Here is a 25,208-nt window from a genome sequence, read left to right as displayed (position 1 = left end):
AATCCTTAGCTTCTCGTTATTTGCACAAAGCCAAGGATTCAAGATTGTTATTTATTACTAATCATGAAAAAAATTGACTGTGTGCGGCATTATTTTTATTTTTACAGGTTGCTCAACAGCTAACACGCGGTCTTGCTCTGCAGCAACTTCACACTCTTGCCCTGCAATATTAATTCGATATACATAACGCGTACCGATAAAGCGCCTGTGCAAAATAGTTAAACTGTTTGCGTCACTGTGCGCAGCTTCACACAACTGAATATGGTGCGGTCTTATATACACTTGACCTTGCTGACAATCTGCATTGTTCGGTGTCAATGAGTGAACCACACCAAACGCCGTTTCGTATTCAGTTGGCGTTAATACTTTTGCCGTTAAGTATATGCCCGTACCAAGAAACTCTGCAACCACCTTTGAGTTAGGTTGACTAAATAACTGCTCAGGAGAGCCTTGTTGGGCTATTTTTCCACCATGCATAACCGCAAGCGTGTCGGCAAACGCGAAAGCTTCTTCCTTCGAGTGGGTAACAAATACCGCAGAAACCTGCTGAGCTTTAATAATGCGACGTATATCGGCAATAAGCTCAAAACGTACTTGTGTATCAATATTCGAAAATGGCTCATCAAGTAGTAATAAACTTGGTTTGTAAGCAAGTGCACGGGCTATTGCTACTCGTTGCTGCTGTCCACCAGAAAGCTGGTGAGGGTATCGCTGTGCACAACCATCGAGTTTAACAAGGCTAAGCATTTCATCTACACGCTCGCGCTTTTGCGCTTTACTCATATTGCTTAGCCCAAACGCAATGTTGTCGCTTACCGTTAAATGAGGAAACAACGCATAGTCTTGGAACATCATGCCAATATTACGTTTTTCCGGTGCAACAAACAGCCCACTATCGTTGACCACTTTTGAATCAATACTCATATAGCCTTGCTCAGGCTGTAAAACCCCGGCAATTGCCTTTAAGGTGGTGGTTTTGCCGCAGCCACTTGCACCAAGCAAACAAACAATTTCATCTTGTTCAACATTGAGGTTTAGTTCACTCAACACCTGAGTCGCATTGTACTGATAAGCTAAGTCTTTAATTATCAAATGACTCATGAGTGATTTTGCTCCATCGAACGATTAACGAAATACAAAGGGATTAACCCAACTAACACGATAAACAAGGCTGAAATTGACGCAAGCTCCAATTGCTCATCACTAACATATTGAAAAACATGAGTTGCTAGGGTTTCAAAATTAAAAGGTCTGAGTAATAAAGCCGCAGGTAACTCTTTCATGCACTCAATAAACACTAACAAGCCAGCTGTTAAAATACCGCGTTTTAATAGCGGTAAATGTACTCGGCAAAGTGTTTGCAAGGGCCCTTTGCCCATTGATTGACTGGCCATATCTAGCGATGGGCTAATACGTAAAAAACTGCTTTCAAGTGCGCCATGTGCAATCGCATAAAAACGCACAACGTAAGCAAAGATCATCGCAAATAAAGTGCCGCTCAAAAGTAAACCGGGTGATAAACCAAAAGGCTCAAGCCAATTATTTAATGCATCATCTAACTGAGTTAATGGAAGTAATACAGCAATCGCTAATACGGTACCAGGTAAGGCGTAGCCAGTACTTGCTAAACGTCCTGGGATCAGAGGGTAAGCTTGTTTCGCAATGCGCTGATAAAACAATACCAATAAGCTCAATAGGATAGTTGCAATGCTCACCACAACAGCCACTTTAAAACTTTGCCAAGCGTAATTAAAAAATGCCCCATTCCATGCTTCATCTGCATAGACAATGGCGTATTTAACTAACACCCCAACCGGTAGGATAAAAGCCAATACCAGCACAACTGTGCAAGCCAAGCTTGCAGCCCATGCGGCACTGCCTTTTAAGCGATACAAGGTTGCACTGTTAACGCTTGACTGACGTTCATACACAGCTTGATTACGACGACTAAAACGTTCAACCATGATGGTTAAAAACAAAATCAATAACATGATACCTGAGATTTTCGCCGCAGCAGTTAATGAGTAATAGCCAAGCCACGTATCGTATACAGCGGTAGTGAGCGTACTTACAGCAAAGTAATTGACGGTAGCAAAATCAGCCATGGCCTCCATACTGATTAATGTAACCCCTGCCACAATCGCCCCACGACCAAGAGGCAAACTAACGCGTAAAAAGCTTTGTAATGGTGATAGCCCCATTAGTTGACTAGCTTGTACTAGTTTAAAAGACTGCTCTCTGAGTGCCGTTTTAAAAATAAGGAATAAGTAAGGATAGAGTACCAAGGCAATCATAATAATAGCCCCAGATAATGTACGAATATCAAAAAACCAGTAATCGTCTGGTGACTGCCAACCAAACCAGTCTCTAAGGGTGATTTGTACTGGCCCAGCGTAATCAAGTAAGTCAGTATACACATAGGCGATTAGATAAGTTGGCATTGCTAATGGCAGCATTAATGCCCATTCAAATTGCTTACGCCCAGGAAACTCACAATATGCAGTTAACCAAGCTAACGGCAATGCTATTACACAGCTCAGCAGCCCTACCCCTGCAATGAGTATGAGAGTATTACGGGTATAATCCCACAGCACAGTATCGAAAAGGTGCTGAAATACATCTGAATCTCCTTGCAGAGATTCAAATAGTAAAAAGCCTAATGGCGTAACAAGCAACAGGCCAATAAGCCAGGCTATAAGCTGCCAACGCGACAGCGAAAACTTCACATGCATAAGTGGATTAATACCAGATAAAATAAAAGCTGTTAAAAAACAGCTTTTATAAAAATGTGTTACGAGAAATATCCTCGTTATAAATCAAACTTTACTTCATCAATCAGCTTCAGTGCCACAGGGCGATATTTGCTGATCTCATCAAGAGGAAGGCTATCTTCTTTAAACTCACCCCATGATGCAACCATCTCAGATAATGCAACCCCTTGCTTTACAGGGTATTCCATATTAACGGAAGCATACATATTTTGCGCCTTATTGTCGGTCATATACTCAACTAGTTTCAAGGCATTTTCAGGGTTTTTAGCATAACGGGTCATAACAACGCCCGATACATTGATATGAGAGCCACGGTTCGTTTGGTTAGGGAAGTTAATATATACCGCTTCTGCCCATGATTTTTGCTGCTCATCTTGCATCATTTTGCCAAAATAATAGCTGTTGCCTAACGCCAGATCGCATAAACCTTCTTTTACGGCTTTGACTTGCGCTCTGTCATTACCTTGCGGTTTACGTGCTAAATTGGCTTTTACGCCCTCAAGCCATTGCTTAGTTTTTGCTTCGCCATGGTGAGCAACCATAGAAGCAACTAAACCTAAATTGTAAGGATGTTTACCAGAGCGAGTACAGATTTTACCTTTGTATTTTGGGTCTGCTAAATCTTCGTATGTTAACTCACCAAGCGCACCAACGCGCTCTTTTGCGGAGTAAACATTACGTACACGTTTAGTAAGTGCTATCCATTGACCGTCGGCATCGCGAAAAGTGCTTGGCACATTCGCATTAACTACATCACTATTAATTGATTGCGTTAAGCCTAAATCTTCTAATTGAATCAGCGCACTAAAATTTGAAGTTAATACTAAATCAGCCTTACTGTGTTTACCTTCACGCTTTACACGTTCAATCAGCCCTTTTTTGGCAAAAACCACATTGGTTTTAATACCTGTTTGCTTAGTGAAATCATCCAAAATAGGCTGAATTAAGAATGGTTGACGAAACGAGTAAATATTTACTACATCTGCAGCAAATGTAGGCGCGCTTAATAATGCGCTAAGTAATACTAAGGCTGTTTTTTTCATTTTATAGCACCTAAATAATAACAATTATCAAAATATTTTACCTAGAGTTAGGGCAAAGTGCACCCGTTTAAACTTATATTTCAATCAACATAGCTGCCATTTAGGAATTTGCATGTAAGACATATCTCACCCACATGGCAGTTATTGAGTAAAAAGCACCAGCAAACACTGCATAAAAACACTTAACCAACTGAAATTTAATGAAATATATTAAATGACAATAAAATAACCAACAGATTAAATAAGATTTTGACCTACTCAGCTTTGCCTATTTCTCTATAATTACTTACATCAACTAAGCAAGAAGCTTAATGAGTAGATGGATAAGGAAGCATTACTCATAATACCGCGGAATAAGGTTCATTAGGAGAATAAGGAATCAAGGACAGGCTCAGGAAGAGTAACGCAATGGAGTGACAACCTACGGACAGCATCAGGATGATGTGGAATGGCATAACAACAGGATGTTGTTATACAGGAAGTTCAAAAAGTGGAATAAAGGACAGGCCGTTAGGGCATCGCAACGGATTTGCAAATAAAGGGATAGTGTCGGGATGGCACGTAAGGGAATGGTAAAGTGATTACCAGCAAGGATGTAAAGGACTAACAAGGAAACAAGGCGGGATTGCCTTATATTACACAGAACCAATAAGTAAAGTGTGATCGCATGGATTGGCAAAGTTTAGGGAGTTGATTAGATTCAATTGCAGGATGCAAAAAATTAAGAAGATTCCGCAAGCGCGACTAGAGATAGTACGCGCTTTTCTTTTGCCTACAATTTAGTAAAGAGTTATTGCTCTGGGCGTCCCTTATTTCGCTTACCAAGCAGGTAAGCATCTCTAAACTTAATAAAATGTTGCTCAAGCTTTTGTGTAGCGTCTTCCTCACCAGCAAGAGCAAGAACCATAATAGCCACCTCAGCAGTACCTAGTTGATGCTCATGCGGGGCAACACGCAATCGATAATCCGAAAGCTTTTCAGGTGTAATTGAAAGCACAGGAAAATTATCTAGATAAGGGCTTTTACGGATCATTTTCTTTGCTTCGCGCCAAGTACCATCTAAAAAGATAAACAATGGACGTTTACCTTCAACAGGGGTTACTTCGGTGATCACCCGCTCTTCGTCGTCTACATCGCTGGCTGGAAAAATAACCATTGGCTGATACTGGGGATCTGCCAATAAGCTTAATAAGGCTTCATCTGGATTTGTTCTATCCCATTTAAAGGCATGGTTATCTGGCACGATTTCAGCAATTAAACGGCCAGTATTTGACGGCTTAAAACTCTCATTATGGTACATAAGTAAACAAACCGCGGCATCACACTTTGCCTGTTCAACACCATCACAAATACAATAGTGTTCGGCTAATAAACATCGCTCACAACGCGTTAACTTTGCTCCTCGCGCTTTAAATTCACGACGAGACTCAGTCATTTGCTGAGCACGAAGCATTAACACGGAATTATTTGAGATAGTAGCCACTGTATTTACCAGATAATTAAACGGCGCGTATTGTAGCTAAAAATAAGGGGAATAGATATCTGCAAGCCCAAAGAGCAAGCTATTCCTAAAAAATGAAGAGAAGTAGTGTTATAAAAAATGCAACAAGGGTTAGCTTCCAAAAAACGGCTATTAAATCGCTATTTTTATTACGTAAATCATCTCTGTGGGACTTCTTCAAAAACACGACCTGTAAATCTGATAGGCCTTTACAGTGCGGACACTCTGGCTCAAGATAATTTACTTCTAAGCCACATCGTGAACAAGGCTTACTGCGAATTAAACCAAAGCGAAACATTTGTTTGTCCTTTTCTTAAAACTCCATAGCTGAATTTACTGTATCTTAACTACTTTTCTAAAACCAGCTCTGGCATTGTGTATGCGCTCATACTCCTTTAAAATAGCGTCCTTGCATATCATCGAGGCTGGCTGTGTTACTCAATTATAATCCCCCAATGACACCTTATTTAAGTATTGTTTATCAAGACGATGACTTACTTATTGTGAATAAACCAAGTGGTTTACTTACTGTGCCGGGAAAAGACCCAAAACACGCCGACTGCCTTATTGCCCGCATTAATCGCGTTTTCCCAACGGCAAAAATTGTTCACCGCCTTGATATGGCGACCTCTGGCATTATTTGTTTAGCTATGCATAAAGAAGCGCATCGTAATTTAAGCATTCAGTTTCAAGATAGAAAAACCGCGAAACGCTACATTGCTCGTGTATTCGGTAAGCTTGAGCAAGAAACTGGTTCTGTAGATTTACCACTTATTTGTGATTGGCCGAACCGCCCAAAGCAAATGGTTGATCAAGACAATGGCAAACCGTCATTAACCCATTTTAAAGTACTTGAGCATGAACAGAATGCAACTCGTGTCGAGCTGACCCCTATTACAGGGCGTTCTCACCAACTACGTGTGCACATGCTGTCATTAGGTCACCCTATTTTAGGCGATAAGTTGTATGCTCACCCCGAGGCATTCGCCATGTCTCCCCGCTTACAACTGCATGCCGAAATGCTTACCTTAGCTCACCCTGCAAGCGGTGAAACACTGATTTTTGAAGCCGCTCCTGAGTTTTAAGACAATTCGCTAAATATTTAATAAAGACTGCCGATAGTTAATTAATCACTGATTTAATTAAAGACTCAGGTAATATCGGCATGAATTTAAAACCCGCACATCGCTTAGCTTACGCAGCCTGTTTTGCGTTGATGGGCAATGTGAATGCTGCCGATTTTATTAAACCCACCCCTTGGTCAAGCTTGGTCACTAACGATATTCAACGCTTTTTACCAAGTGATGAAGTACGTACTCTGCTTGCCGGTGAAGATGAGTTCATTAGTTTATACCGTCAATCGATGGCAGCCAGTCAACGCGGAATTGTGCTAATCATTCCTGATTGGCAGCACTTACCCACTAATAATGCTGGTATTAACTTTTTGCGCAAGCAGTTAAACGAAATTGGCTATGCAACCCTTGCCATGACCATGCCTGACATTGATTGGCACCCTGTCGATGTGACAACGCCCGAGTCACCTAAAAGCTCTGAAGCTGAGTCAACAACACAAAGTAGTCAACAAGGCGATGAGCAATCAACTCCTGCTCCACCAGCCGAAACACAACAAGCGCCGCATTTTGTTACAGGTGAACCTAATATTAGTGAAGCCGTACTTGATGATTATAAATTAAAGCTAATTGCCAGATTCAATGCCTTGTATAACAGTGCCATGGATGAAGGCGGCAACATTATTGTAGTAGCACAAGGTGCCAGTGCGGGGCTCTTGATTGAGCATTATGCTAGCTTTCCAAATAACGAACTAAACGCTTTTATTAGCCTAGGTAGTTATTTACCTAACAGCGTTCGTAACCAGCATCTCAATGCGACGCTTTCGACTATCAGCCCACCGCTACTGGATATTTTCTATAGTGAGGGCAACCCTGACACGCTGCAAAGCGTTAAAGACAGAAAACGTTGGGTAAGAAAACACGCAAAATATGACTACCGACAAAGAGAGTTATTTGGTGTGCCTTCAGAGCCTGAGCAGCACCAGCGGCTGCTCAAAGAAGTCGACGGATTTTTACGCCGCCTTTTTTAAATACTCATAAGCCGCTTGAATATCTTGGCTTTTCTTTACCGCAACTTCCATCATATGTTTTGGTAAACCTTGCGATACCAGCTTATCGGGATGATGCTGAGCCATGAGCTTTCGATAAGCAACTTTAATATCTCTCGCAGAAGCATCATTGTTTAAACCTAAAAGAGCCAACGCTTGGGCGCGATTCATACCGTTATTAGGTGGCACACTGTGCCCTCTTTGTTCACTATGACTGCTGCGATTTTGCTGACTTTGTTGACGCTGCTGTTCATAAAAACGCTGTTGTTGCTGACGAAATGCAAATTCGGCTTGGTAACGTTTTAATAAAATTGCAAACTGAGTACGTGAAATACCTAACTGCTTACTCACCTCTTGCAAAAGCTGCTTTTCTTGCTCTGCAAGGTGACCATCAGAAAAGGCCATTTGAATTTGTATTTCGAGGAACAGTTGCAATAAATCATGGCGTCGAGCAAAGCGCTCTTTAAAGTCATGAACGGTTTCTTTTAATGAAAAGTCGCTTTCTTTACCACTACGAAAGGCATCTTGTGCTTCTCTTCGCTCATCACCCGATAAACCCATTTCGTCCATAAACAAACTTGCAGCACGAATATGCGTTTCACTAACGCGACCATTCGATTTGGCGATATGCCCCATCACTGCAAAGCAGCTAGAAAAGAAAAGTGCTTGGCGCTCGTTAATATCATCGCCTTTAAACAAACCAGAAAAACCACCTGCTTTATCAAAATCTTGTTTTAAGCTGCGATCGAACATATGGCCTAGGTATAGGCCTAGTAAGGCTCCTATAAATTTGCCAAACATAAAGCCAAAACAAAAACCGAGTACTTTTCCCCACATAATTTGGCAAACCTCTGTTGTTTTTACAAAGCAAAACGCTGATTGATTTCGTCGAGTCTGGCTGGTGTGCCAATGTCATCCCACTGACCTAAATAAAGTTCAGTCGAAACCTGATACTCACTGAGCTTTTCTCGCAAAATAGGCCCAAGTGGACGAATACCAGTGCTGAGACCTTTAAAGAAATCAGCATGATAGCGACTTATACCGGAAAAAGTATACTTTTGACTATCTGGGCTTAGATGACTCAGCGCAAAATCACCATCAGGATTATGCGCGGGATTTTCAACAAGGACAATATGCGCCTCTCCTGCTTGCAGGTGTAACTGCATCAACGAAGTCACATCGTAATCAGTAAACACATCACCATTGATGACAATAAATTGCTCGCCCAATAACGGCAATGCTTGAATGATCCCCCCGGCGGTTTCTAGCCCCCCAGCTTGTTCTTGGCTATAAGTGATCGTTACACCAAACTGCGAACCATTACCGAAATACTCGGTTATTTTGTCACCCTGCCAAGCAAGGTTAATGACAATATCGGTAATGCCTGCTTGGCGTAAGTTATTAATATGATGCTCTAATAATGGCTTGCCTTTAATCTTTAGCATCGGCTTTGGTTGCGTTTCGGTTAGCGGCATCATGCGTTTACCACGCCCCGCCGCTAGGATCATTGCTTTCATTTGGACTCTTTCGTTAAACGCTGCTTAGTCTGTGGAATAATTATCTGCTCTATCCACTGACCAAGGGCTGTTAACTCTGGGTATTCTTTACTGACATTACTGATGTATGTAAGGGTTGGCAGTACATTATTCAAATAGCCAGACTTTCCGTCACGTAATTTTAAGCGGCAAAATATGCCCGCAGCTTTTAAATGACGCTGCACGCCGGTTAAGTCAAACCAACGTTTAAACATCGCAAACGAAGTGTCTTGCAATAGCTGCTGCTCGCTAAATTCGTCATAAGCGTAATGTAAAAGGTAGTCGAGCTCTTGTTCTGGTAGCTTGAAATAGCAATCTCTTAATAATGAAACAAGGTCATAACACACCGGCCCTTGTACGGCATCTTGATAATCGATGATTGCCCATTGCTGCCCTGTGCGCATAATATTACGACTATGGAAGTCTCGGTGAACCGTAACAATTGGTTGCTCAAGGGCATTATTAATTAATAACTCACAGGCTTGTTGCCACATTTTCTGCTCATCAGCAGAGAGTTGCTCACCAATAAAGTTATCGACTAACCAATCTCTAAAAATGCTTAGCTCAAACTGTAAAAACTCGCCATCAAATACTTTCATATATTGGGCAGGCGGGATTTGCGCCCACTGTGCACTTAACTTTATTAGATGTTTGTAGTGTAAAGTGCGGTCTTCGTCGCCCAGTAAATCAGCCAAATGAGTATTGCCTAAATCACTCAGCAAGAAGAAGCCTTGTTTTTCATCAGCCTGAAGAATTTTTGGTAATTTAAAGCCATGCTGAGAAAATACTTTGTTGAGTTCTATATAAGGTGTGTTATCTAGTTTGTCTGGATCTGAGTCCATGACAATATAGCTTTGTTCACCTGTATTTACGCGGAAATAACGGCGAAAACTCGCATCCCCAGTGATGGCGGCTAATTGATATTCATCCTCTTTAAAGTGAGGATTTAAAAACTGCTGTAAACTTTTATAACGATTCATTTAGTAAGATATCTATTTTTCACTAAGTCAATTACTGTATTTGCCATTGTTTTCCTTTATTATGTCTAGCTTATATCCAACCAAAGAGCATTAAGGTCATTAAATGAGCAAAACCTGGGGCATAATGATGCTAAGCGTACTTAGCGCACCATCGTTCGCCGAAACTGAACTGGCACACAATTTTTGTGGCACTTCAATGCAAACCAGAGCTTGGCAACCGCTCCCTGGCCTTGAACTTAATACGATCGATATCAAATCCGATGATATTGAACTATTGGGTACCCAAAGCGCAGAATTTACCGGTAATGTAGATATTAACACCCTAACGATGAATTTGTCCGCACAAAGTGCACTGATTGACAAACAACGTGGGTTACTTAATGCAACCGGTCCTATCGTTTATCGCGATAAAGTAAGCCAAATTAATAGCTCTGGACTCAATGCAGATTTAAACAATTCTGAATTGAGCTTGCTAGGCGCAGACTATAAGTTTACTGATCAACTTGGTCATGGCGGCGCAGAAAAACTAACAGTTAATGAGTCTGGCCTAAACCTGATGAACGCAAGCTTTACTACCTGTCCGGGTGAAACACCTGTGTGGGCCATCGAAGCTGACGAAATCGACTTATCAAGAGAAGAAGGTTGGGGCGAAACACATAATACTGTGCTTAGAGTGTTTGATACCCCAGTACTTTATGTTCCTTATTTTACTTTCCCATTAGATGACCGTCGTAAGTCAGGTTTACTAACACCTAACTTCTCGAGCTCAGGCCGCTATGGTATCGAAACCATTACTCCTTATTACTGGAATATTGCACCAAATTACGACGCGACTATAACACCGCGCTATATGTCTAAACGCGGTTTACAAATGATTGGGGAATTTCGTTACTTAACTGAGCAAAATAATGGCTTAGTTGCTGTTGAGTACCTAGACAAAGATGACGAAGAGCCAAATGTAGACTCTCGTTACCTGTTCCACTGGCAACAGCAAAGTTATTTAGGTGAAAACTGGCGTGCTAATATCGACATAACAAACGTCAGTGATGATAACTACTTAACCGATTTAAACTCTGGTTATGCGACTCGCACCGATACTCAGTTGTACCGCACCGGCTCTCTAACCCACTTAGGTGACACTTGGCGCACCAATATCAAGTTGCAAAGCTTTGAAGTACTTGGTGATCACCGTGAATCATATGCGGCGTTGCCACAAATTAGTTTTTCGCAAACTGATGCATATGATTTTTATGGCATTGATTTAACCCTTGATGGTGAGCTCAGTTATTTCACTAATGATGAAGCTGTAATTGATGAAGCAAGCCGTGTTCATATAGAGCCTAAAGCAAGTTTTGGTTACCAAGAATACGCATGGTCATTTTTATCTGAGTTCAGCTTATTACATACTGAATACAACCAACATGGTGACTTAGCTGGTACCGAGTTTGATGAAAATGTCACTCGAACCCTACCTAAAGTGCGTTTATACAGCCAATTAAATTTTGAGCGTGATACTGCATTTTTCTTTAAAGATGGTATTCAAACTCTTGAACCACAAATTCAGTACTTATATACGCCAAATAAAGACCAATCAAATATTGGTCTTTACGATACAGCAAAATTACAAGACGATTTCTTTGGCTTATTTAGAGATCGCCGTTTTTCAAGTATCGACCGGATAGCAACCGCAAACCAATTTACGTTAGGTGCAACAACACGCTTATTTAGTAGTGAAAATGAAGAAGTATTTAACTTCAGTGCCGGACAAATTTTTTATTTAAGTAATGATGCCAAGCCTACATCACAAGGTATCGACTCCGACACTAACTACAATGCCTTGTTTGCAGCGCAAACCATGTTACATTGGCACCGTCGTTGGTATTTATCAGGTGGTATCCAGTACGACACTGATAGTAAAGAAATTATTCAGTCAAATATCACCTTAGATTATAAAGGTGACGATAAACAGCTCGTGCAATTGAACCATCGCTATGCAAATGATGTCTCAGGCAATACAATCGAGCAAGTTGGTCTATTTACCAGCATTCCGCTATCAGAAGATTGGCAGTTTGTTGGCAGCTACCACCGTGATTTAGAGAGCGGTCGTAGTATTGAGGTTTTCAGCGGTCTTCAGTATGAATCATGCTGTTGGGCGTTTCAAATCACAGGCCGTCGTCAAATCGAAACTGATTTGAACCAGGCGATTGGTCAAGAGCAAGCAACCTTTGACACAAGTATTGGTTTCAATATTGTGTTAAAAGGGCTTGGAAGCAAAAGCCGTTATGATGCACAAAAATTATTACAACAAGGTATTTTTGGCTATCGTAGACCGTATTTTCTTAATAACTAGTACCGCAGTACTATTAGCAAGAGTATTAGAAAAAGTATGAATTTAAAAAAATTATTTGCATCAGCATTATTAACAGTTGGCCTATGCCAAAGCGTTTTCGCAAAACCAGTTGAAATTGACAAAGTGGTGGGCGTTGTTAACCAAGGTGTTATCTTACAAAGTGAAGTAGATACCATTGTTAATCGCGTAAAGACCCAGGCTGCAGAGCAAGGTCAAGAATTACCTTCTGATGATACACTGCGAATTCAAGCCATTGAGCGTTTAGTTAGCCAAGAACTAATGATGCAACTTGCTGAGCGTATGGGTCTTGAGATTTCAGACTCGCAATTAGACCAAACTTTAGAAAATATGGCGCGTGAGCAAGGTGGCAGTATTGCTGACTTACGTCGGACAATTGAAGCGGCTGGAGACAGCTACCCTGCATATCGCGAAGAAATCCGTAAAGAGATCACCACGCAACAAGTAACTCGTATGAACGTGGATCGCCGTATTTATATCAGTACGCAAGAAATTGATAACCTGTTAAAAATCATGGAAACACAAGGTAAAAATGCCGAAGAATATGACATTGGCCATATCTTGATTGATATTCCTAGTGATGCTACTGCGGATGAAATTGCGAGCGCTAAAACGCGAGCTGAGAAAGTTATTGAGTTTTTAAAAGAAGGCAAAGAGTTCAAGCGTATTGCTATTTCATCTTCAAGCGGCTCAAAGGCACTTGAAGGTGGTCAGCTAGGTTGGATGAGCATCAATGAAATGCCATCACTTTTTGCTGAAGCGGTAAAAGGCCATAAAAAAGACGATATCGTTGGCCCGCTTCGTTCAGGTGCTGGTTTCCACATCATTAAAGTGCAAGATGTTCGTGGTCGTCAAGTTGTTGAAACAACAGAAGTTCGTTCACGCCATATCTTAATTAAGCCTTCTATCATCTTAAGCGAAGAAAAAGCGCGTGACATGCTAAAAGGTTTTGCAAAAGAGCTACGTGAAGGCAAAGCTGACTTTGGTGAACTTGCTAAAGAATACTCTGAAGACCCGGGTTCTGCATTAAAAGGTGGTGAGTACGATTGGACTGATCCAAGCACTTATGTACCAGAATTTAAAAATACCCTGCTTTCTCTAGATAAAAATGAAATCAGTGAGCCATTCAGAACTCAGTTTGGTTGGCACATTGTACAGCTACTTGATAAGCGTGTAGCAGATAAAACAGAGCAAGCTAAACGTAACCGCGCTCACCAACTACTGTTTAATCGTAAATTTAAAGAAGAAAGTTTCAACTGGCAGCAAGAAATGCGTGAGCAAGCACACGTTGATATTTTCCCAACAGAATAATAATTATGACCATTAGAATTGCAATTACCCCAGGTGAGCCAGCTGGTATTGGCCCTGATTTACTTATCAAGTTAGCGCAGCACCAGTGGGATGCCCAACTGGTGGTGATTGCTGATGGCGCGCTGTTAAAACAGCGCGCTAAATTGCTTGGTTTAGATATTAATTTAATTGACTTCGATGACAGCCAAGCCCCAAGCATTGCCCCTGCAGGCAGCGTTTACTTACACCAAGTAGATTTAGGCTCTGATGTTGAAGTGGGCGTACTTAATGACGCCAATGGTCAATATGTGCTGGATACTCTGCGCATTGCCAGTGAAAAAAATATGGATGGTACTTTTGCTGCTGTTGTTACAGGCCCTGTGCATAAGGGGATTATCAACAAAGCAGGTATCTCATTCAGCGGTCACACAGAGTATTTTGCACAGCAATCAAATACTGCTGATGTGGTGATGTTGTTAGCAACTGAAGGCTTGCGTGTGGCACTTGTTACGACCCATATACCGCTTGCTTATGTATCGCGCGCAATCACTGTTGAGCGTTTAAGCAAAGTAGCCACAATATTAAATCATGACTTACAAACAAAGTTTGGCATTGAAAAGCCACGCATTCTCGTATGTGGCTTAAACCCACATGCCGGCGAAGATGGTCATTTAGGCACAGAAGAAATTGACACTATAACGCCAACTCTTGAGCTCTTAAATAACCAAGGTATGAACTTAATTGGCCCATTGCCTGCTGACACCCTATTCCAAGATAAATATCTTTCGCAAGCAGATGCAGTGCTTGCAATGTATCACGATCAGGGATTACCTGTGCTAAAATACAAAGGTTTCGGCAATTCGGTCAACATCACTCTTGGCCTGCCATTTATTCGCACCTCAGTAGATCACGGCACGGCTCTCGATTTAGCCGGCACAGGTACTGCTGATGTAGGTAGTTTTGAATTAGCGATCCGCGAAGCAATTAAGCTCGCCCATGAAAAAGCGCAGAATCAATGACAGATAAAGTACATTTAGGACACCGCGCGCGTAAGCGTTTTGGTCAAAACTTTTTAAACGATGACATGATCATCGACAAAATCGTTACGGCCATTGATCCTAAACCTGAAGATAATTTAGTAGAAATCGGCCCGGGTCTTGGTGCTATCACTGAGCCAGTCGCTGATTTAAGTGGCCACCTAACGGTTGTTGAGTTAGATAAAGACTTAGCAGAACGTTTAACGAGCCACCCATTCTTAGGGCCAAAGTTAACAGTGCATCAAGGCGATGCAATGAAGTTCGACTTTAGCTCTTTGATCAAGTCAGACGAAAAATTAAAGATTTTTGGTAACTTACCTTACAATGTTTCGACCCCGCTGTTATTCCATTTATTTGAATTTGCAGACAATGTTGAGCATATGCACTTTATGCTGCAAAAAGAAGTAGTTAAACGTATGGTCGCAGGCCCAGGCAGCAAAGCTTTTGGCCGCTTGAGTGTAATGACACAATATTACTGTCACGCAATGCCAGTGATTGATGTGCCACCAGAGTGCTTTAAGCCAGCCCCTAAGGTCGATTCAGCAGTAATTCGTTTGATCCCTAAAAAGCCTGAACAGCGTTCAGCTAAAAGTACAAAACTTCTTAACACAGTATGCTTAGAAGCCTTTAATCAGCGCCGTAAGACTCTGCGTAATAGTTTATCTAACTTACTTACAGCTGAAGAACTAACAAGCATCGGCATTGATATCACGCTGCGTGCTGAAAGCCTGTCTTTACAACAATTTATTGATATAGCTAATTGGATTTATGACAACAAGCAGTAATCTAGGTTCTCCAATTAAGGTGTCGGTTGAGACCTTCTACGTAGAAGGTCAATCAGAGCCTGAACAAGATAAATACGTTTTTGCTTATTCTATCACCATTAAAAACCACAGTTTATGCAGTGCTAAGCTTTTGAGCCGTTATTGGTTAATTACTGATGCTAACGGTAAAGAAGTGGAAGTACAAGGTGAAGGTGTTGTTGGTGAAACCCCAACCATTGCCCCAGGTGAAAGCTACAAATACACCAGTGGCGCTGTGCTTGATACCCCAGTTGGGACAATGCAAGGTCATTACACCATGCGTAACGAATTTGGGACTGAATTCGAAGCACCAATCGAGGTGTTTCGTTTAGCTCGCCCAAACATATTGCACTAAATAACGATGGCTGATTATGCAATTGGTGATTTACAGGGGTGTTATAGTGAATTTGATGCGTTATTGAAACGGGTCAACTTCAACCCAAGCCAAGATCACCTTTACTTAGTCGGCGATATAGTCGCTCGAGGTCCTGACTCACTCGCCTGTCTCGAGCGTCTTCATACTATGCAAGGCAGCGTAACTATTACCCTTGGTAATCATGATTTACACCTTATCGCTTGTCATTATCTAAATAAACCTGCAAACCCCAAAGATAAGCTGGCCGATGTTTTTAATAGTCCAAAACGCGCTGAATATATTCATTTTTTACAGCAACAACCATTAGCTATTTGGCTTGAACGCTATAACATGCTGATAAGTCATGCTGGCCTAAATCCTAGCTGGTCAATAAAAAAAGCATTGAAACGTGCTAGTTTTGCCCAACAATGCTATCAAGGAGCTGATGCAACTCATTACTTCGCCAATATGTACGATCCCCATCCGTTACAGTGGCAATCGAATTTAAGTAGTGAAGCTAAATTTCGCTATATTGTTAATTATTTCACTCGGATGCGGTTCGTAAACCTTACAGGTGAACTCGATTTTGCAAACAAAACCAGTATTAGTGAAGACAGCTCAATAATACCTTGGTTCGATCACCCTGATATTTCTAAGTTAAAACAGCATATTGCATTTGGCCACTGGGCTGCTTTAGAAGGTAAAGTCAAACAAGAAAACATCCACGCTCTTGATACAGGCTGTGTTTGGGGTGGCGCAATGACCCTAATGGAACTCAACACAAAAGACTATTTCGTCGAAAAATCCCACTCTTTTATCTAAATAAACTGAAAAATAGCTGAACATCTGTTAGATTTATAACAATTAAAATAAATTTAATTTAAAGCTAATTAAATTTAAATACTTAACTAATTGGCAACCTTGCCGATAAGTGTTGATTAGTACTATTTTCTGGAATTGCATATGAACTTGACCGTTAGACAGCGCATTTGGGGTGGCTTTATTGTTATTACGTTACTCCTGCTTTTTATTGGTGGTAACTCGTTGGTAAAAATTACCAACATAGATCAATCAACACAGCGAGTTAACCAGCTTTCGCTGCCAGCTCTCGATAAGAGTTATGAGTTACAGGTTGAATTTATTTTAATGAGTAAGTCAGCTCAGGCAAGTTTTTATACTAGTGCGCAAGATGAACTGGCGACATTAAGAAAAAATTTCAACCAACAAAAAAAACGATATGATAATTCCTACCAAGAGCTTCAACAAATTGTTAGCAACGATCCAAAGCTAAAACAAAGCAGCCAACAAGTTGAGCAAACTTATAAGCGCTTTGTTAAGTCTGTCGACAACCTGTTTGCAGATAAACAAACTCAACTTGAGCTAAATAAAACACTACGCACCCAGCTTGAAAACATCGAAATCAGTGCTGAAGATGCAAATTCAGTGGTGCTTGATATTATTGATATAGATGGACTTGAAGAAAACCATTCACGTGCTTATCAAGCCGCCAATAACATGGAAAACAACTTCCAATCAGTCGTCACTAACAGCACTGATATGCTAACGGTGAAAACTCTCAACACATTAGACATCGTAAAAAATGAACAGGTTTATTACTTAGAAGAAGTTGAGCGTAGTTTAGGGCTCATTCGCCCAGCAATTATTGATAATAACGCCGGTTTGTATAATGATTTAAACGGCTACTTTGAAACGCTTTCAGATAATGTTCGTGGTAATAACAGTTTATCTGCAAATAAAAAACGTTTAATTGATGCAATTGCTAAAACAGAAGCTGAATTAGCAAACGCAGAAAACTCTACTAGTGAAGCATTAAAGCAATTAAAAGAACTAGTTGACCAAGCTACAGTGCTGGCTTTTGACTTGCAGCAAGATGTCAGCGGTAATGTCTCAACAGCAACTATTTGGACTTGGGTTGCCATGGTGATTGCTACTTTAATTGCTATCATCGTTGCTGCTGTGACTGTTAATCGTATAACCAAGCCCCTTTCTGAAGTAAACCGTATCCTTGATATCGTGGCAAGCGGTGACATGACACAGCGTCTTGACGACTCAGCTAAAGACGAATTCGGTGAACTATCACGTAGCTGTAATACGCTAATTGAAAGTTTGCGTACGCTTATCCAAGGTATAATCTCTCGCTCTACACAGCTAGCTGCTGCTTCTGAAGAGACATCGGCAATCACTGAAGAATCTAGCCAAGCTATACGTAATCAACAAGCACAGGTTGAACAAGCGGCAACGGCAACAACTGAGATGAGCAGTACATCACAAGCGGTAAGTAGCAGTGCTCAACAAGCTCTTAGTGAAATAAAGAACGCTGACAAAGAAGCAGATCGTGTCAAAGGCATTTCATCACAAAATAAAGCAACCATTGAGCAACTAGCTCGTGAAGTCGATGATGCATCGCAAGTTATCAACCAACTTCATAAAGACAGCGCTTCAATCGGTGGCATTTTAGATGTTATTCGTGGCATTGCTGAGCAAACCAACCTACTTGCGCTTAATGCAGCCATTGAAGCAGCCCGTGCCGGTGAACAAGGCCGAGGCTTTGCCGTAGTTGCTGATGAAGTACGCTCTCTAGCAAGCAAGACTCAAGAGTCGACCCAAGAGATCCAAGCAATGATTGAATCGCTTCAGGTTGGCGCTGAGGCTGCTGTATCGGCTATGTCGAAAGGTAAGCAACAAGCTGAGTCGTGCGTTGAGCAATCAGACCTTGCAAACACGGCCCTTGATTCAATCACTGCTGCCGTTGCACAGGCTCATAACGTAAGTGAAGAGATTTCAACAGCCGCTCACGAACAACAGCAAGTATCTCAAGAGATCAGTGAACGTTTAGAGTCGATTGTAGCAATCGCAGAGCAAACAGCTGAAGGTGCAAACCAAACTAATATCTCAAGCTCTGAAGTAGCAAAACTGGCTGAAGAACTGCGTTTATCGGTAGATGCGTTTAAAGTATAGTAAGCTACAAGCTAATGAAGAATAGAAGCCGTGTTTGTGAAAGCAAACGCGGTTTTTTTATAGTAATTCTTAACGAAGTTAACAGCTGGCTTTTGATTCAGTCTTATTGCGAATAACTAAAATGTGCTGATGGTTAAAAAACAAAAAACCCAGCCGGAGCTGGGTTTTTAAAATGATTAGTCAAAAGAACTTACTTCTTTTTAACTGCTTTTTTGTTTGGAAGGTCAGTGATTGAACCTTCGAAGATTTCAGCAGCTAGACCGATTGATTCGTTTAATGTTGGGTGAGCGTGAATAGTTAACGCTAGGTCTTCACCGTCTGCGCCCATTTCAACTGCTAAGCCGATTTCACCTAGCATTTCACCTGCGTTGATACCAACCATAGCACCACCGATAACGCGACCTGAGTCTTTATCGAAGATTAGCTTAGTTTGACCTTCAGTACGTGCTGAAGCGATTGCACGACCAGAAGCAGCCCAAGGGAATACAGCAGTTTCGATGCTTAAGCCTTGCTCTTTTGCTTCTTTCTCAGTTACACCAACCCATGCGATTTCTGGATCTGTGTATGCGATTGAAGGGATGCACTTAGGATCGAAGAAGTGTTTCTGACCAGAGATAACTTCTGCAGCAACATGACCTTCGTGTACCGCTTTGTGTGCAAGCATTGGTTGACCAACGATATCACCGATAGCGAAGATGTGATCAACGTTTGTTTTAAGCTGTTTATCAACATTGATGAAACCACGCTCATCAACATTAACACCTGCTTTATCAGCATCAACAAGCTTACCGTTAGGTGTACGACCAACAGCAACAAGTACTTTGTCGTAACGTACTGCGTCAGCTGGTGCATTTTTACCTTCGAATGAAACGTATAGACCGTCTTCTTTCGCTTCAACACCAACAACTTTAGTAGAAAGCATTACGTTGAACTTGTTCTTAACGTATTTTTGGTAGATCTTGATAACGTCTTTATCAGCTGCTGGTACTAATTGATCAGCAAACTCAACAACGTCGATTTCAGAACCTAGTGCACGGTATACAGTACCCATCTCGAGACCGATGATACCACCACCTAAAACAAGAAGTTTCTCAGGAACATCTTTAAGCTCTAGCGCACCTGTTGAGTCAATTACACGGTCATCTTCAGGGATGAAAGGTAAGTTAACAGGTTGAGAACCTGCTGCAATAATAGCATTGTCAAACGTGATTGTTGTTGTACCGTCAGTACCTTCAACAGCAATGGTGTTGCTGCCAGTGAATTTACCGTAACCGTTAACCACTTTCACTTTACGCATTTTAGCCATGCCGTCTAGGCCGCCAGTTAATTGACCGATTACAGACTCTTTCCAAGAACGGATTTTGTCTAGGTCGATTTCAGGCTTGCCAAAAGTAACGCCGTGAGATGACATTTCAGCAGCGTCATCGATCACTTTAGCTACGTGTAAAAGTGCTTTTGAAGGAATACAACCCACATTTAGACATACACCGCCTAATGTGTTGCGAGATTCTACCAATGTTACTTCTAAGCCCAAGTCAGCAGCACGGAAAGCCGCAGAATAACCACCAGGACCACCGCCTAGTACAACAACTTGAGTTTTTAATTCGTTGCTCATGCTATTACCTTAAATGTTTGAACGGGACACTGCCCCTATGTTTAACTGCCATGTTTCTGCAAGGCAGAAAGGGAGAGCAGATATCTATACCAAGATTGTTCTATAGCAAAGATTGTATCATTGCCAATGGTAAAAATCCCAGCAAAAAACAACTTGCTGGGATTTGATTCTTATAATTAATGAGGAGATTACATCACTAGTTGACGAATATCGCTCATGTAGCTTGCTAGCGTCACAGTAAAGCGTGCTGCTAGTGCACCGTCAATAACCCTATGGTCGTATGACATTGATAATGGAACCATTAATTTAGGTTCAAACTCTTTGCCATTCCACTTAGGTTTCATTTCTGACTTAGATACACCCAAGATAGCAACTTCTGGCGCATTTACAATTGGTGTGAACGCTGTACCACCAATACCACCAAGGCTTGAGATTGTGAAACAACCGCCTTGCATATCAGATGACGTTAGCTTGCCGTCACGTGCTTTCTTAGAAATATCCATTAACTCACGAGAAAGCTCAATGATGCCTTTCTTATCTACATCTTTGAATACTGGAACAACCAAACCGTTTGGCGTATCAACTGCAACACCAATGTTGATGTACTTCTTCAAGATTAAGCTTTCGCCGTCTTCAGACAGTGAAGAGTTAAACGTTGGGAATTCAGCCAATGCTTTCGCCGCTGCTTTCATCACAAATACAAGAGGTGTGATTTTAACACCCAGCTTTTTCTTCTCTGCAAGCGCATTTTGCTCTTTACGGAATGCTTCAAGGCTTGTGATATCAGCTTCGTCAAACTGTGTAACATGCGGGATTTGCACCCAGTTACGGTGTAAGTTAGCACCTGATAGCTTCTGGATACGAGAAAGTTTCTTCTCTTCAATTTCACCAAACTTAGCAAAATCAACCTTAGGCCAAGGGATAAGACCTAACTCACCGCCACCGGCATTACCTTTACCTGCAGATAGCTGACCTGACTCAACTTTCTTCACAAGATCTTTCACGTAGTTTTGTACGTCTTCTTTCACAACACGATTCTTACGACCCGTGCCTTTTACGTTTGCTAGGTTAATACCAAACTCACGCGCTAAACGACGTACCACAGGCGATGCATGTGCATACGCTTTGTTATCTGCAAAACCTTCGTTGCTTGCAGGTGCTGATGCAGGCTTTTCAGCCGCAGGCGCTTTTGCTGCAGGAGCAGGCGCTGCTTCAGCTTTTGCAGGAGCAGGTGCAGCTGGTGCACTACCCGCTACTTCAAATACAAAGATAAGTGAGCCAGTTGATACTTTATCCCCAGCTGCTACTTTGATTTCTTTAACAGTACCGGCAAATGGTGCTGGTACTTCCATTGATGCTTTATCGCCTTCAACGCTTAATAAAGATTGCTCTTCTTCAACCGTGTCACCTACCGCAACCATGATTTCAGTTACTTCAACTTCATCATCGCCGATATCTGGCACAGTTACTTCCTGTGTAGCAGAAGCTGCAGGCGCAGCTGCTGGAGCTGGCGCTTCTTCTTTAGCCTCTGCAGGAGCCGCAGCTTGTTCTTCACCTTCGAAGATCATGATAAGTGAACCAGTAGTTACTGTATCACCTTCAGCTACTTTAATTTCTTTAACCGTACCTGCTTGTGGAGCAGGTACTTCCATTGATGCTTTATCGCCTTCAACGCTTAATAAAGATTGCTCTTCTTCAACCGTGTCACCTACCGCAACCATGATTTCAGTTACTTCAACTTCATCATCGCCGATATCTGGCACAGTTACTTCCTGTGTAGCAGAAGCTGCAGGCGCAGCTGCTGGAGCTGGCGCTTCTTCTTTAGCCTCTGCAGGAGCCGCAGCTTGTTCTTCACCTTCGAAGATCATGATAAGTGAACCAGTAGTTACTGTATCACCTTCAGCTACTTTAATTTCTTTAACCGTACCTGCTTGTGCAGCAGGTACTTCCATTGATGCTTTGTCGCCTTCAACCGTTAATAACGATTGGTCAACCTCAACCTTATCACCAACGCTAACAAGGATTTCGGTTACTTCAACTTCATCGCCACCGATATCTGGTACATTAATTTCAATACTCATTGGAACCTCTTATGCGTATAGCGGGTTAACTTTGTTTGTGTCGATGTCGAATTTCTTGATTGCTTCAACAACTACTGACTTCTCAACTTCACCACGTTTAGCAAGCTCAGATAGTGTTGCAACCACAACATAACCAGCATTCACTTCGAAGTGACGACGTAAGTTTTCACGGCTATCAGAACGACCGTAACCATCAGTACCTAACACTTTGTAGTTGCTGCTTGGTACGAATGAACGAACTTGTTCTGCGTAGTTTTTCATGTAGTCTGTTGCAGCAACAGTCACGGCATCTGTTAATGTGCTAGTGATATAAGCAGTCTTTTGCTCTGCTTCAGGGTTAAGCATGTTGAAACGCTCAGCGTCTTGACCGTCACGAGTTAACTCGTTGAATGATGTTACAGAGAATACATCTGAACCAATACCATACTCTTCGCTCAGGATTTGTGCCGCTTTGCGCACTTCAATCATGATAGTACCTGAACCTAGTAACTGTACTTTCGCTTTATCGCCAGCCACAGTTTCAAGTTTATAGATACCTTTACGAATACCTTCTTCAGCGCCTTCTGGCATTGCTGGTTGATGGTAGTTTTCGTTCATTAGCGTTAGGTAATAGAACACGTTTTCTTGATTTTCGCCGTACATGCGACGGATACCGTCTTGCATGATTACCGCTACTTCGTATGCGAATGTTGGGTCATAAGAAATACAGTTAGGAACCGTGTTAGCAAGAATGTGGCTGTGACCATCTTCGTGCTGTAAACCTTCACCGTTTAGTGTAGTACGACCTGCCGTAGCACCTAGTAAGAAACCACGTGCTTGTTGGTCACCAGCCATCCACGCCATATCACCTACACGTTGGAAACCAAACATTGAGTAGTAGATGTAGAATGGGATCATTGGTAAATCGTTAGTGCTGTATGATGTTGCAGCAGCAACCCATGATGACATTGCACCTAACTCGTTGATACCTTCTTGTAGTACCTGACCTGATGTTGCTTCTTTATAGTAAGAAACAATGTCACGGTCTTGTGGTGTGTAGTTTTGGCCATGCGGGTTGTAAATACCGATTTGACGGAATAAACCTTCCATACCAAATGTACGCGCTTCATCAGCGATGATAGGAACGATGTTTTTACCAATGCCTTTGTCTTTTAGTAACACGTTAAGTGCACGTACAAAGCCCATTGTTGTAGAGATGTCACGTTTTTGCTCTTCAAGTAGTGGCTTGAACGCGTCAACTTCTGGCAATGTTAAGCTTTCAGAAAACTTAGGAATACGCTTTGGTGTGTAACCTTGAAGCGCTTCACGACGAGCGTGAAGATACTTGTACTCTTCAGAGCCTTCTTCAAGAGTAAGATATGGTAAATCTTTAATTTCTTCATCAGAAACTAAATCTTGTAGACCTAAACGTGAACGTAAGTGCTCAACATGGGTCATGTCCATTTTCTTAACTTGGTGCGCGATGTTTTTACCTTCAGCCGCTTCACCCATGCCGTAACCTTTTACAGTTTTAGCAAGGATTACAGTTGGACGGTCTTTAGTTTCTTCCGCTTTTTTGAATGCAGCGTAAAGTTTAGAAGGCTCATGACCACCACGCTTAAGTGCGAAGATCTCTTCATCAGTCATATCAGCAACAAGTGCTGCTGTTTCTGGGTAACGACCGAAGAAGTGCTCACGAACATATGCACCGTCTTTTGCTTTATATGTTTGGTAATCACCGTCAATCGTTTCGTTCATTAACTGCAGTAATTTACCTGATGTATCTTTAGCCAGTAGGATATCCCAACCACTACCCCATACAACTTTAATCACGTTCCAGCCTGCACCTTTGAATAGGCCTTCAAGCTCTTGAATGATCTTACCGTTCCCCATTACTGGGCCATCTAAACGCTGTAGGTTACAGTTGATTAGGTAACATAGGTTATCTAGCTTCTCACGCGCAGCGAATGAGATTGCACCACGTGATTCTGGCTCATCCATTTCACCATCGCCTAAGAAAGCGTATACACGTTGGTTTTTAGTGTCTTTTAAGCCACGACCATCTAGGTATTTTAAGAAACGAGCTTGGTAGATTGAAGCAATTGGACCAAGACCCATAGATACCGTAGGGAACTGCCAGAATTCAGGCATTAACTTAGGGTGTGGGTATGAAGGAAGACCTTTACCATCAACTTCTTGACGGAAGTTATCAAGCTGCTCAGCAGTTAAACGACCTTCAACAAATGCACGTGCATAGATACCTGGAGAAATGTGACCTTGGTAATAAACTAAATCACCGCCATCAACATCGTTTGGTGCTTTGAAGAAGTGGTTAAAACATACTTCATAGAATGCAGCTGAAGACTGGTAAGACGCCATATGGCCGCCTAAGTCTAGATCTTTTTTCGACGCGCGTAATACGATCATGATCGCATTCCAACGAATGATTGAACGAATACGACGTTCAATGTTTACGTCACCTGGGTAAGCAGGTTCTTGATCTACCGGAATGGTATTAACGTAGTTAGTGGTTGTGCCAGTAGGCATATCAACACCGTCTAAACGGGCTTGCTCTAACACTTGCTCAAGTAAGAATTGAGCACGTTCAACACCTTCTTCACGCACAACAGACTCAAGGGCTTGTAACCACTCTTGTGTTTCTAGCGCGTCTACGTCAATTTTATTGACTTCAGACATATGGAGGTTTCCTTATGTTTAAAATACTAATTATTTTAATAAATCTTAAAATTAA

19 protein-coding genes are annotated in these 25,208 nt (G+C 41.7%); 9 read left to right on the top strand and 10 right to left on the bottom strand.

Translation table 11 applies throughout. The annotated features are described in order from the left end of the window. Positions 1-57: 57 nt before the first annotated feature. The 4 genes from CWC02_RS14875 to CWC02_RS14860 form a co-directional block, all read right to left on the bottom strand. Entirely contained in the window at positions 58-1,101 is a 1,044-nt protein-coding gene (locus CWC02_RS14875; protein ID WP_138619094.1) for an ABC transporter ATP-binding protein, read from the bottom strand. After that, positions 1,098-2,732: an ABC transporter permease gene (locus tag CWC02_RS14870; protein WP_138619092.1), complete on the bottom strand. Its 1,635-nt coding sequence runs from the start codon at positions 2,730-2,732 to the stop codon at positions 1,098-1,100. Before CWC02_RS14870 ends, CWC02_RS14875 begins: the two co-directional genes overlap by 4 nt. A gap of 77 nt (positions 2,733-2,809) precedes the next feature. After that, the gene (locus CWC02_RS14865) at positions 2,810-3,814 is read right to left on the bottom strand and encodes a Fe(3+) ABC transporter substrate-binding protein (RefSeq protein ID WP_138601729.1); all 1,005 of its coding nucleotides are present in this window, start codon (positions 3,812-3,814) and stop codon (positions 2,810-2,812) included. Positions 3,815-4,604: 790 nt separating this feature from the next. Beyond that, entirely contained in the window at positions 4,605-5,267 is a 663-nt protein-coding gene (locus CWC02_RS14860) for a tRNA-uridine aminocarboxypropyltransferase (protein WP_138619138.1), read from the bottom strand. 479 nt (positions 5,268-5,746) lie between these two features. Here CWC02_RS14860 and rluA point away from each other — a divergent pair, with 479 nt between their 5' ends. Together rluA and CWC02_RS14850 are read left to right on the top strand one after the other, a co-directional pair. Continuing rightward, complete coding sequence (gene rluA / locus CWC02_RS14855) at positions 5,747-6,400, top strand: bifunctional tRNA pseudouridine(32) synthase/23S rRNA pseudouridine(746) synthase RluA (RefSeq protein WP_138619090.1); 654 nt, start codon at positions 5,747-5,749, stop codon at positions 6,398-6,400. An 80-nt stretch (positions 6,401-6,480) separates the two neighbouring features. Next, the gene (locus CWC02_RS14850; RefSeq protein WP_138619088.1) at positions 6,481-7,416 is read left to right on the top strand and encodes a DUF3530 family protein; all 936 of its coding nucleotides are present in this window, start codon (positions 6,481-6,483) and stop codon (positions 7,414-7,416) included. On the opposite strand, the gene djlA is transcribed toward CWC02_RS14850, so the two are convergent. From djlA to CWC02_RS14835, 3 genes are read right to left on the bottom strand one after another with little or no spacing between them, the layout of a single operon-like run. Further along, positions 7,399-8,271 carry a co-chaperone DjlA gene (gene djlA, locus CWC02_RS14845; protein ID WP_138619086.1) on the bottom strand — a complete coding sequence of 291 codons (873 nt, stop codon included), beginning with the start codon at positions 8,269-8,271 and terminating at the stop codon, positions 7,399-7,401. The two genes, CWC02_RS14850 and djlA, sit on opposite strands and share 18 nt — an antisense overlap. 23 nt (positions 8,272-8,294) lie before the next feature. Further along, positions 8,295-8,951: an N-acetylmuramate alpha-1-phosphate uridylyltransferase MurU gene (gene murU / locus CWC02_RS14840; RefSeq protein WP_138619084.1), complete on the bottom strand. Its 657-nt coding sequence runs from the start codon at positions 8,949-8,951 to the stop codon at positions 8,295-8,297. Next, entirely contained in the window at positions 8,948-9,949 is a 1,002-nt protein-coding gene (locus tag CWC02_RS14835; RefSeq protein WP_138619082.1) for an aminoglycoside phosphotransferase family protein, read from the bottom strand. The genes murU and CWC02_RS14835 overlap by 4 nt, the downstream gene beginning before the upstream one ends. A 103-nt stretch (positions 9,950-10,052) precedes the next feature. Between CWC02_RS14835 and lptD the strand changes: the two genes are divergently transcribed. The 7 genes from lptD to CWC02_RS14800 all read left to right on the top strand — a co-directional run bounded on the left by lptD (position 10,053) and on the right by CWC02_RS14800 (position 18,781). Beyond that, positions 10,053-12,299 (top strand): LPS assembly protein LptD, encoded by a 2,247-nt coding sequence (gene lptD / locus CWC02_RS14830; protein WP_138619080.1) that lies wholly within the window; start codon positions 10,053-10,055, stop codon positions 12,297-12,299. 36 nt (positions 12,300-12,335) lie between these two features. Further along, complete coding sequence (gene surA / locus CWC02_RS14825; RefSeq protein ID WP_138619078.1) at positions 12,336-13,628, top strand: peptidylprolyl isomerase SurA; 1,293 nt, start codon at positions 12,336-12,338, stop codon at positions 13,626-13,628. A gap of 5 nt (positions 13,629-13,633) precedes the next feature. Beyond that, the gene (pdxA, locus tag CWC02_RS14820; protein ID WP_138619076.1) at positions 13,634-14,626 is read left to right on the top strand and encodes a 4-hydroxythreonine-4-phosphate dehydrogenase PdxA; all 993 of its coding nucleotides are present in this window, start codon (positions 13,634-13,636) and stop codon (positions 14,624-14,626) included. Further along, positions 14,623-15,429: a 16S rRNA (adenine(1518)-N(6)/adenine(1519)-N(6))-dimethyltransferase RsmA gene (gene rsmA / locus CWC02_RS14815; RefSeq protein WP_054550997.1), complete on the top strand. Its 807-nt coding sequence runs from the start codon at positions 14,623-14,625 to the stop codon at positions 15,427-15,429. Before pdxA ends, rsmA begins: the two co-directional genes overlap by 4 nt. Beyond that, entirely contained in the window at positions 15,413-15,802 is a 390-nt protein-coding gene (gene apaG / locus CWC02_RS14810) for a Co2+/Mg2+ efflux facilitator ApaG/CorD (protein WP_054550996.1), read from the top strand. The genes rsmA and apaG overlap by 17 nt, the downstream gene beginning before the upstream one ends. A gap of 6 nt (positions 15,803-15,808) precedes the next feature. Beyond that, positions 15,809-16,624: a symmetrical bis(5'-nucleosyl)-tetraphosphatase gene (locus CWC02_RS14805; protein WP_054550995.1), complete on the top strand. Its 816-nt coding sequence runs from the start codon at positions 15,809-15,811 to the stop codon at positions 16,622-16,624. A gap of 141 nt (positions 16,625-16,765) precedes the next feature. Next, positions 16,766-18,781: a methyl-accepting chemotaxis protein gene (locus CWC02_RS14800; protein ID WP_138601742.1), complete on the top strand. Its 2,016-nt coding sequence runs from the start codon at positions 16,766-16,768 to the stop codon at positions 18,779-18,781. 190 nt (positions 18,782-18,971) lie between these two features. Here CWC02_RS14800 and lpdA read toward each other — a convergent pair whose 3' ends face one another. From lpdA to aceE, 3 genes are all read right to left on the bottom strand, one after another. Continuing rightward, on the bottom strand, positions 18,972-20,396 hold the full coding sequence (lpdA, locus tag CWC02_RS14795; RefSeq protein WP_138619074.1) for a dihydrolipoyl dehydrogenase: 1,425 nt from the start codon (positions 20,394-20,396) through the stop codon (positions 18,972-18,974). 188 nt (positions 20,397-20,584) lie between these two features. Further along, positions 20,585-22,477 carry a pyruvate dehydrogenase complex dihydrolipoyllysine-residue acetyltransferase gene (aceF, locus tag CWC02_RS14790; RefSeq protein ID WP_138619072.1) on the bottom strand — a complete coding sequence of 631 codons (1,893 nt, stop codon included), beginning with the start codon at positions 22,475-22,477 and terminating at the stop codon, positions 20,585-20,587. Positions 22,478-22,486: 9 nt separating this feature from the next. Further along, complete coding sequence (gene aceE / locus CWC02_RS14785; RefSeq protein WP_138619070.1) at positions 22,487-25,153, bottom strand: pyruvate dehydrogenase (acetyl-transferring), homodimeric type; 2,667 nt, start codon at positions 25,151-25,153, stop codon at positions 22,487-22,489. Between the last annotated feature and the right edge of the window lie 55 nt (positions 25,154-25,208).

The sequence above is a fragment of the Pseudoalteromonas sp. S2721 genome, from assembly GCF_005887425.1.
Taxonomy (GTDB): domain Bacteria; phylum Pseudomonadota; class Gammaproteobacteria; order Enterobacterales; family Alteromonadaceae; genus Pseudoalteromonas; species Pseudoalteromonas simplex.
The sequence above is the reverse complement of the archived record's forward strand: the minus strand, read 5'-3'. Positions and strand labels throughout refer to the sequence as shown.

Bases quoted from the DNA above. Each gene is read 5' to 3' on its own strand.
- CWC02_RS14875 (WP_138619094.1), bottom strand. From the start codon at position 1,101: ATGAGTCATTTGATAATTAAAGACTTAGCTTATCAGTACAATGCGACT.
- CWC02_RS14870 (WP_138619092.1), bottom strand. From the start codon at position 2,732: ATGCATGTGAAGTTTTCGCTGTCGCGTTGGCAGCTTATAGCCTGGCTT.
- CWC02_RS14865 (WP_138601729.1), bottom strand. From the start codon at position 3,814: ATGAAAAAAACAGCCTTAGTATTACTTAGCGCATTATTAAGCGCGCCT.
- CWC02_RS14860 (WP_138619138.1), bottom strand. From the start codon at position 5,267: ATGCTTCGTGCTCAGCAAATGACTGAGTCTCGTCGTGAATTTAAAGCG.
- CWC02_RS14850 (WP_138619088.1), top strand. From the start codon at position 6,481: ATGAATTTAAAACCCGCACATCGCTTAGCTTACGCAGCCTGTTTTGCG.
- djlA (WP_138619086.1), bottom strand. From the start codon at position 8,271: ATGTGGGGAAAAGTACTCGGTTTTTGTTTTGGCTTTATGTTTGGCAAA.
- murU (WP_138619084.1), bottom strand. From the start codon at position 8,951: ATGAAAGCAATGATCCTAGCGGCGGGGCGTGGTAAACGCATGATGCCG.
- CWC02_RS14835 (WP_138619082.1), bottom strand. From the start codon at position 9,949: ATGAATCGTTATAAAAGTTTACAGCAGTTTTTAAATCCTCACTTTAAA.
- lptD (WP_138619080.1), top strand. From the start codon at position 10,053: ATGAGCAAAACCTGGGGCATAATGATGCTAAGCGTACTTAGCGCACCA.
- surA (WP_138619078.1), top strand. From the start codon at position 12,336: ATGAATTTAAAAAAATTATTTGCATCAGCATTATTAACAGTTGGCCTA.
- pdxA (WP_138619076.1), top strand. From the start codon at position 13,634: ATGACCATTAGAATTGCAATTACCCCAGGTGAGCCAGCTGGTATTGGC.
- rsmA (WP_054550997.1), top strand. From the start codon at position 14,623: ATGACAGATAAAGTACATTTAGGACACCGCGCGCGTAAGCGTTTTGGT.
- apaG (WP_054550996.1), top strand. From the start codon at position 15,413: ATGACAACAAGCAGTAATCTAGGTTCTCCAATTAAGGTGTCGGTTGAG.
- CWC02_RS14805 (WP_054550995.1), top strand. From the start codon at position 15,809: ATGGCTGATTATGCAATTGGTGATTTACAGGGGTGTTATAGTGAATTT.
- CWC02_RS14800 (WP_138601742.1), top strand. From the start codon at position 16,766: ATGAACTTGACCGTTAGACAGCGCATTTGGGGTGGCTTTATTGTTATT.
- lpdA (WP_138619074.1), bottom strand. From the start codon at position 20,396: ATGAGCAACGAATTAAAAACTCAAGTTGTTGTACTAGGCGGTGGTCCT.
- aceF (WP_138619072.1), bottom strand. From the start codon at position 22,477: ATGAGTATTGAAATTAATGTACCAGATATCGGTGGCGATGAAGTTGAA.
- aceE (WP_138619070.1), bottom strand. From the start codon at position 25,153: ATGTCTGAAGTCAATAAAATTGACGTAGACGCGCTAGAAACACAAGAG.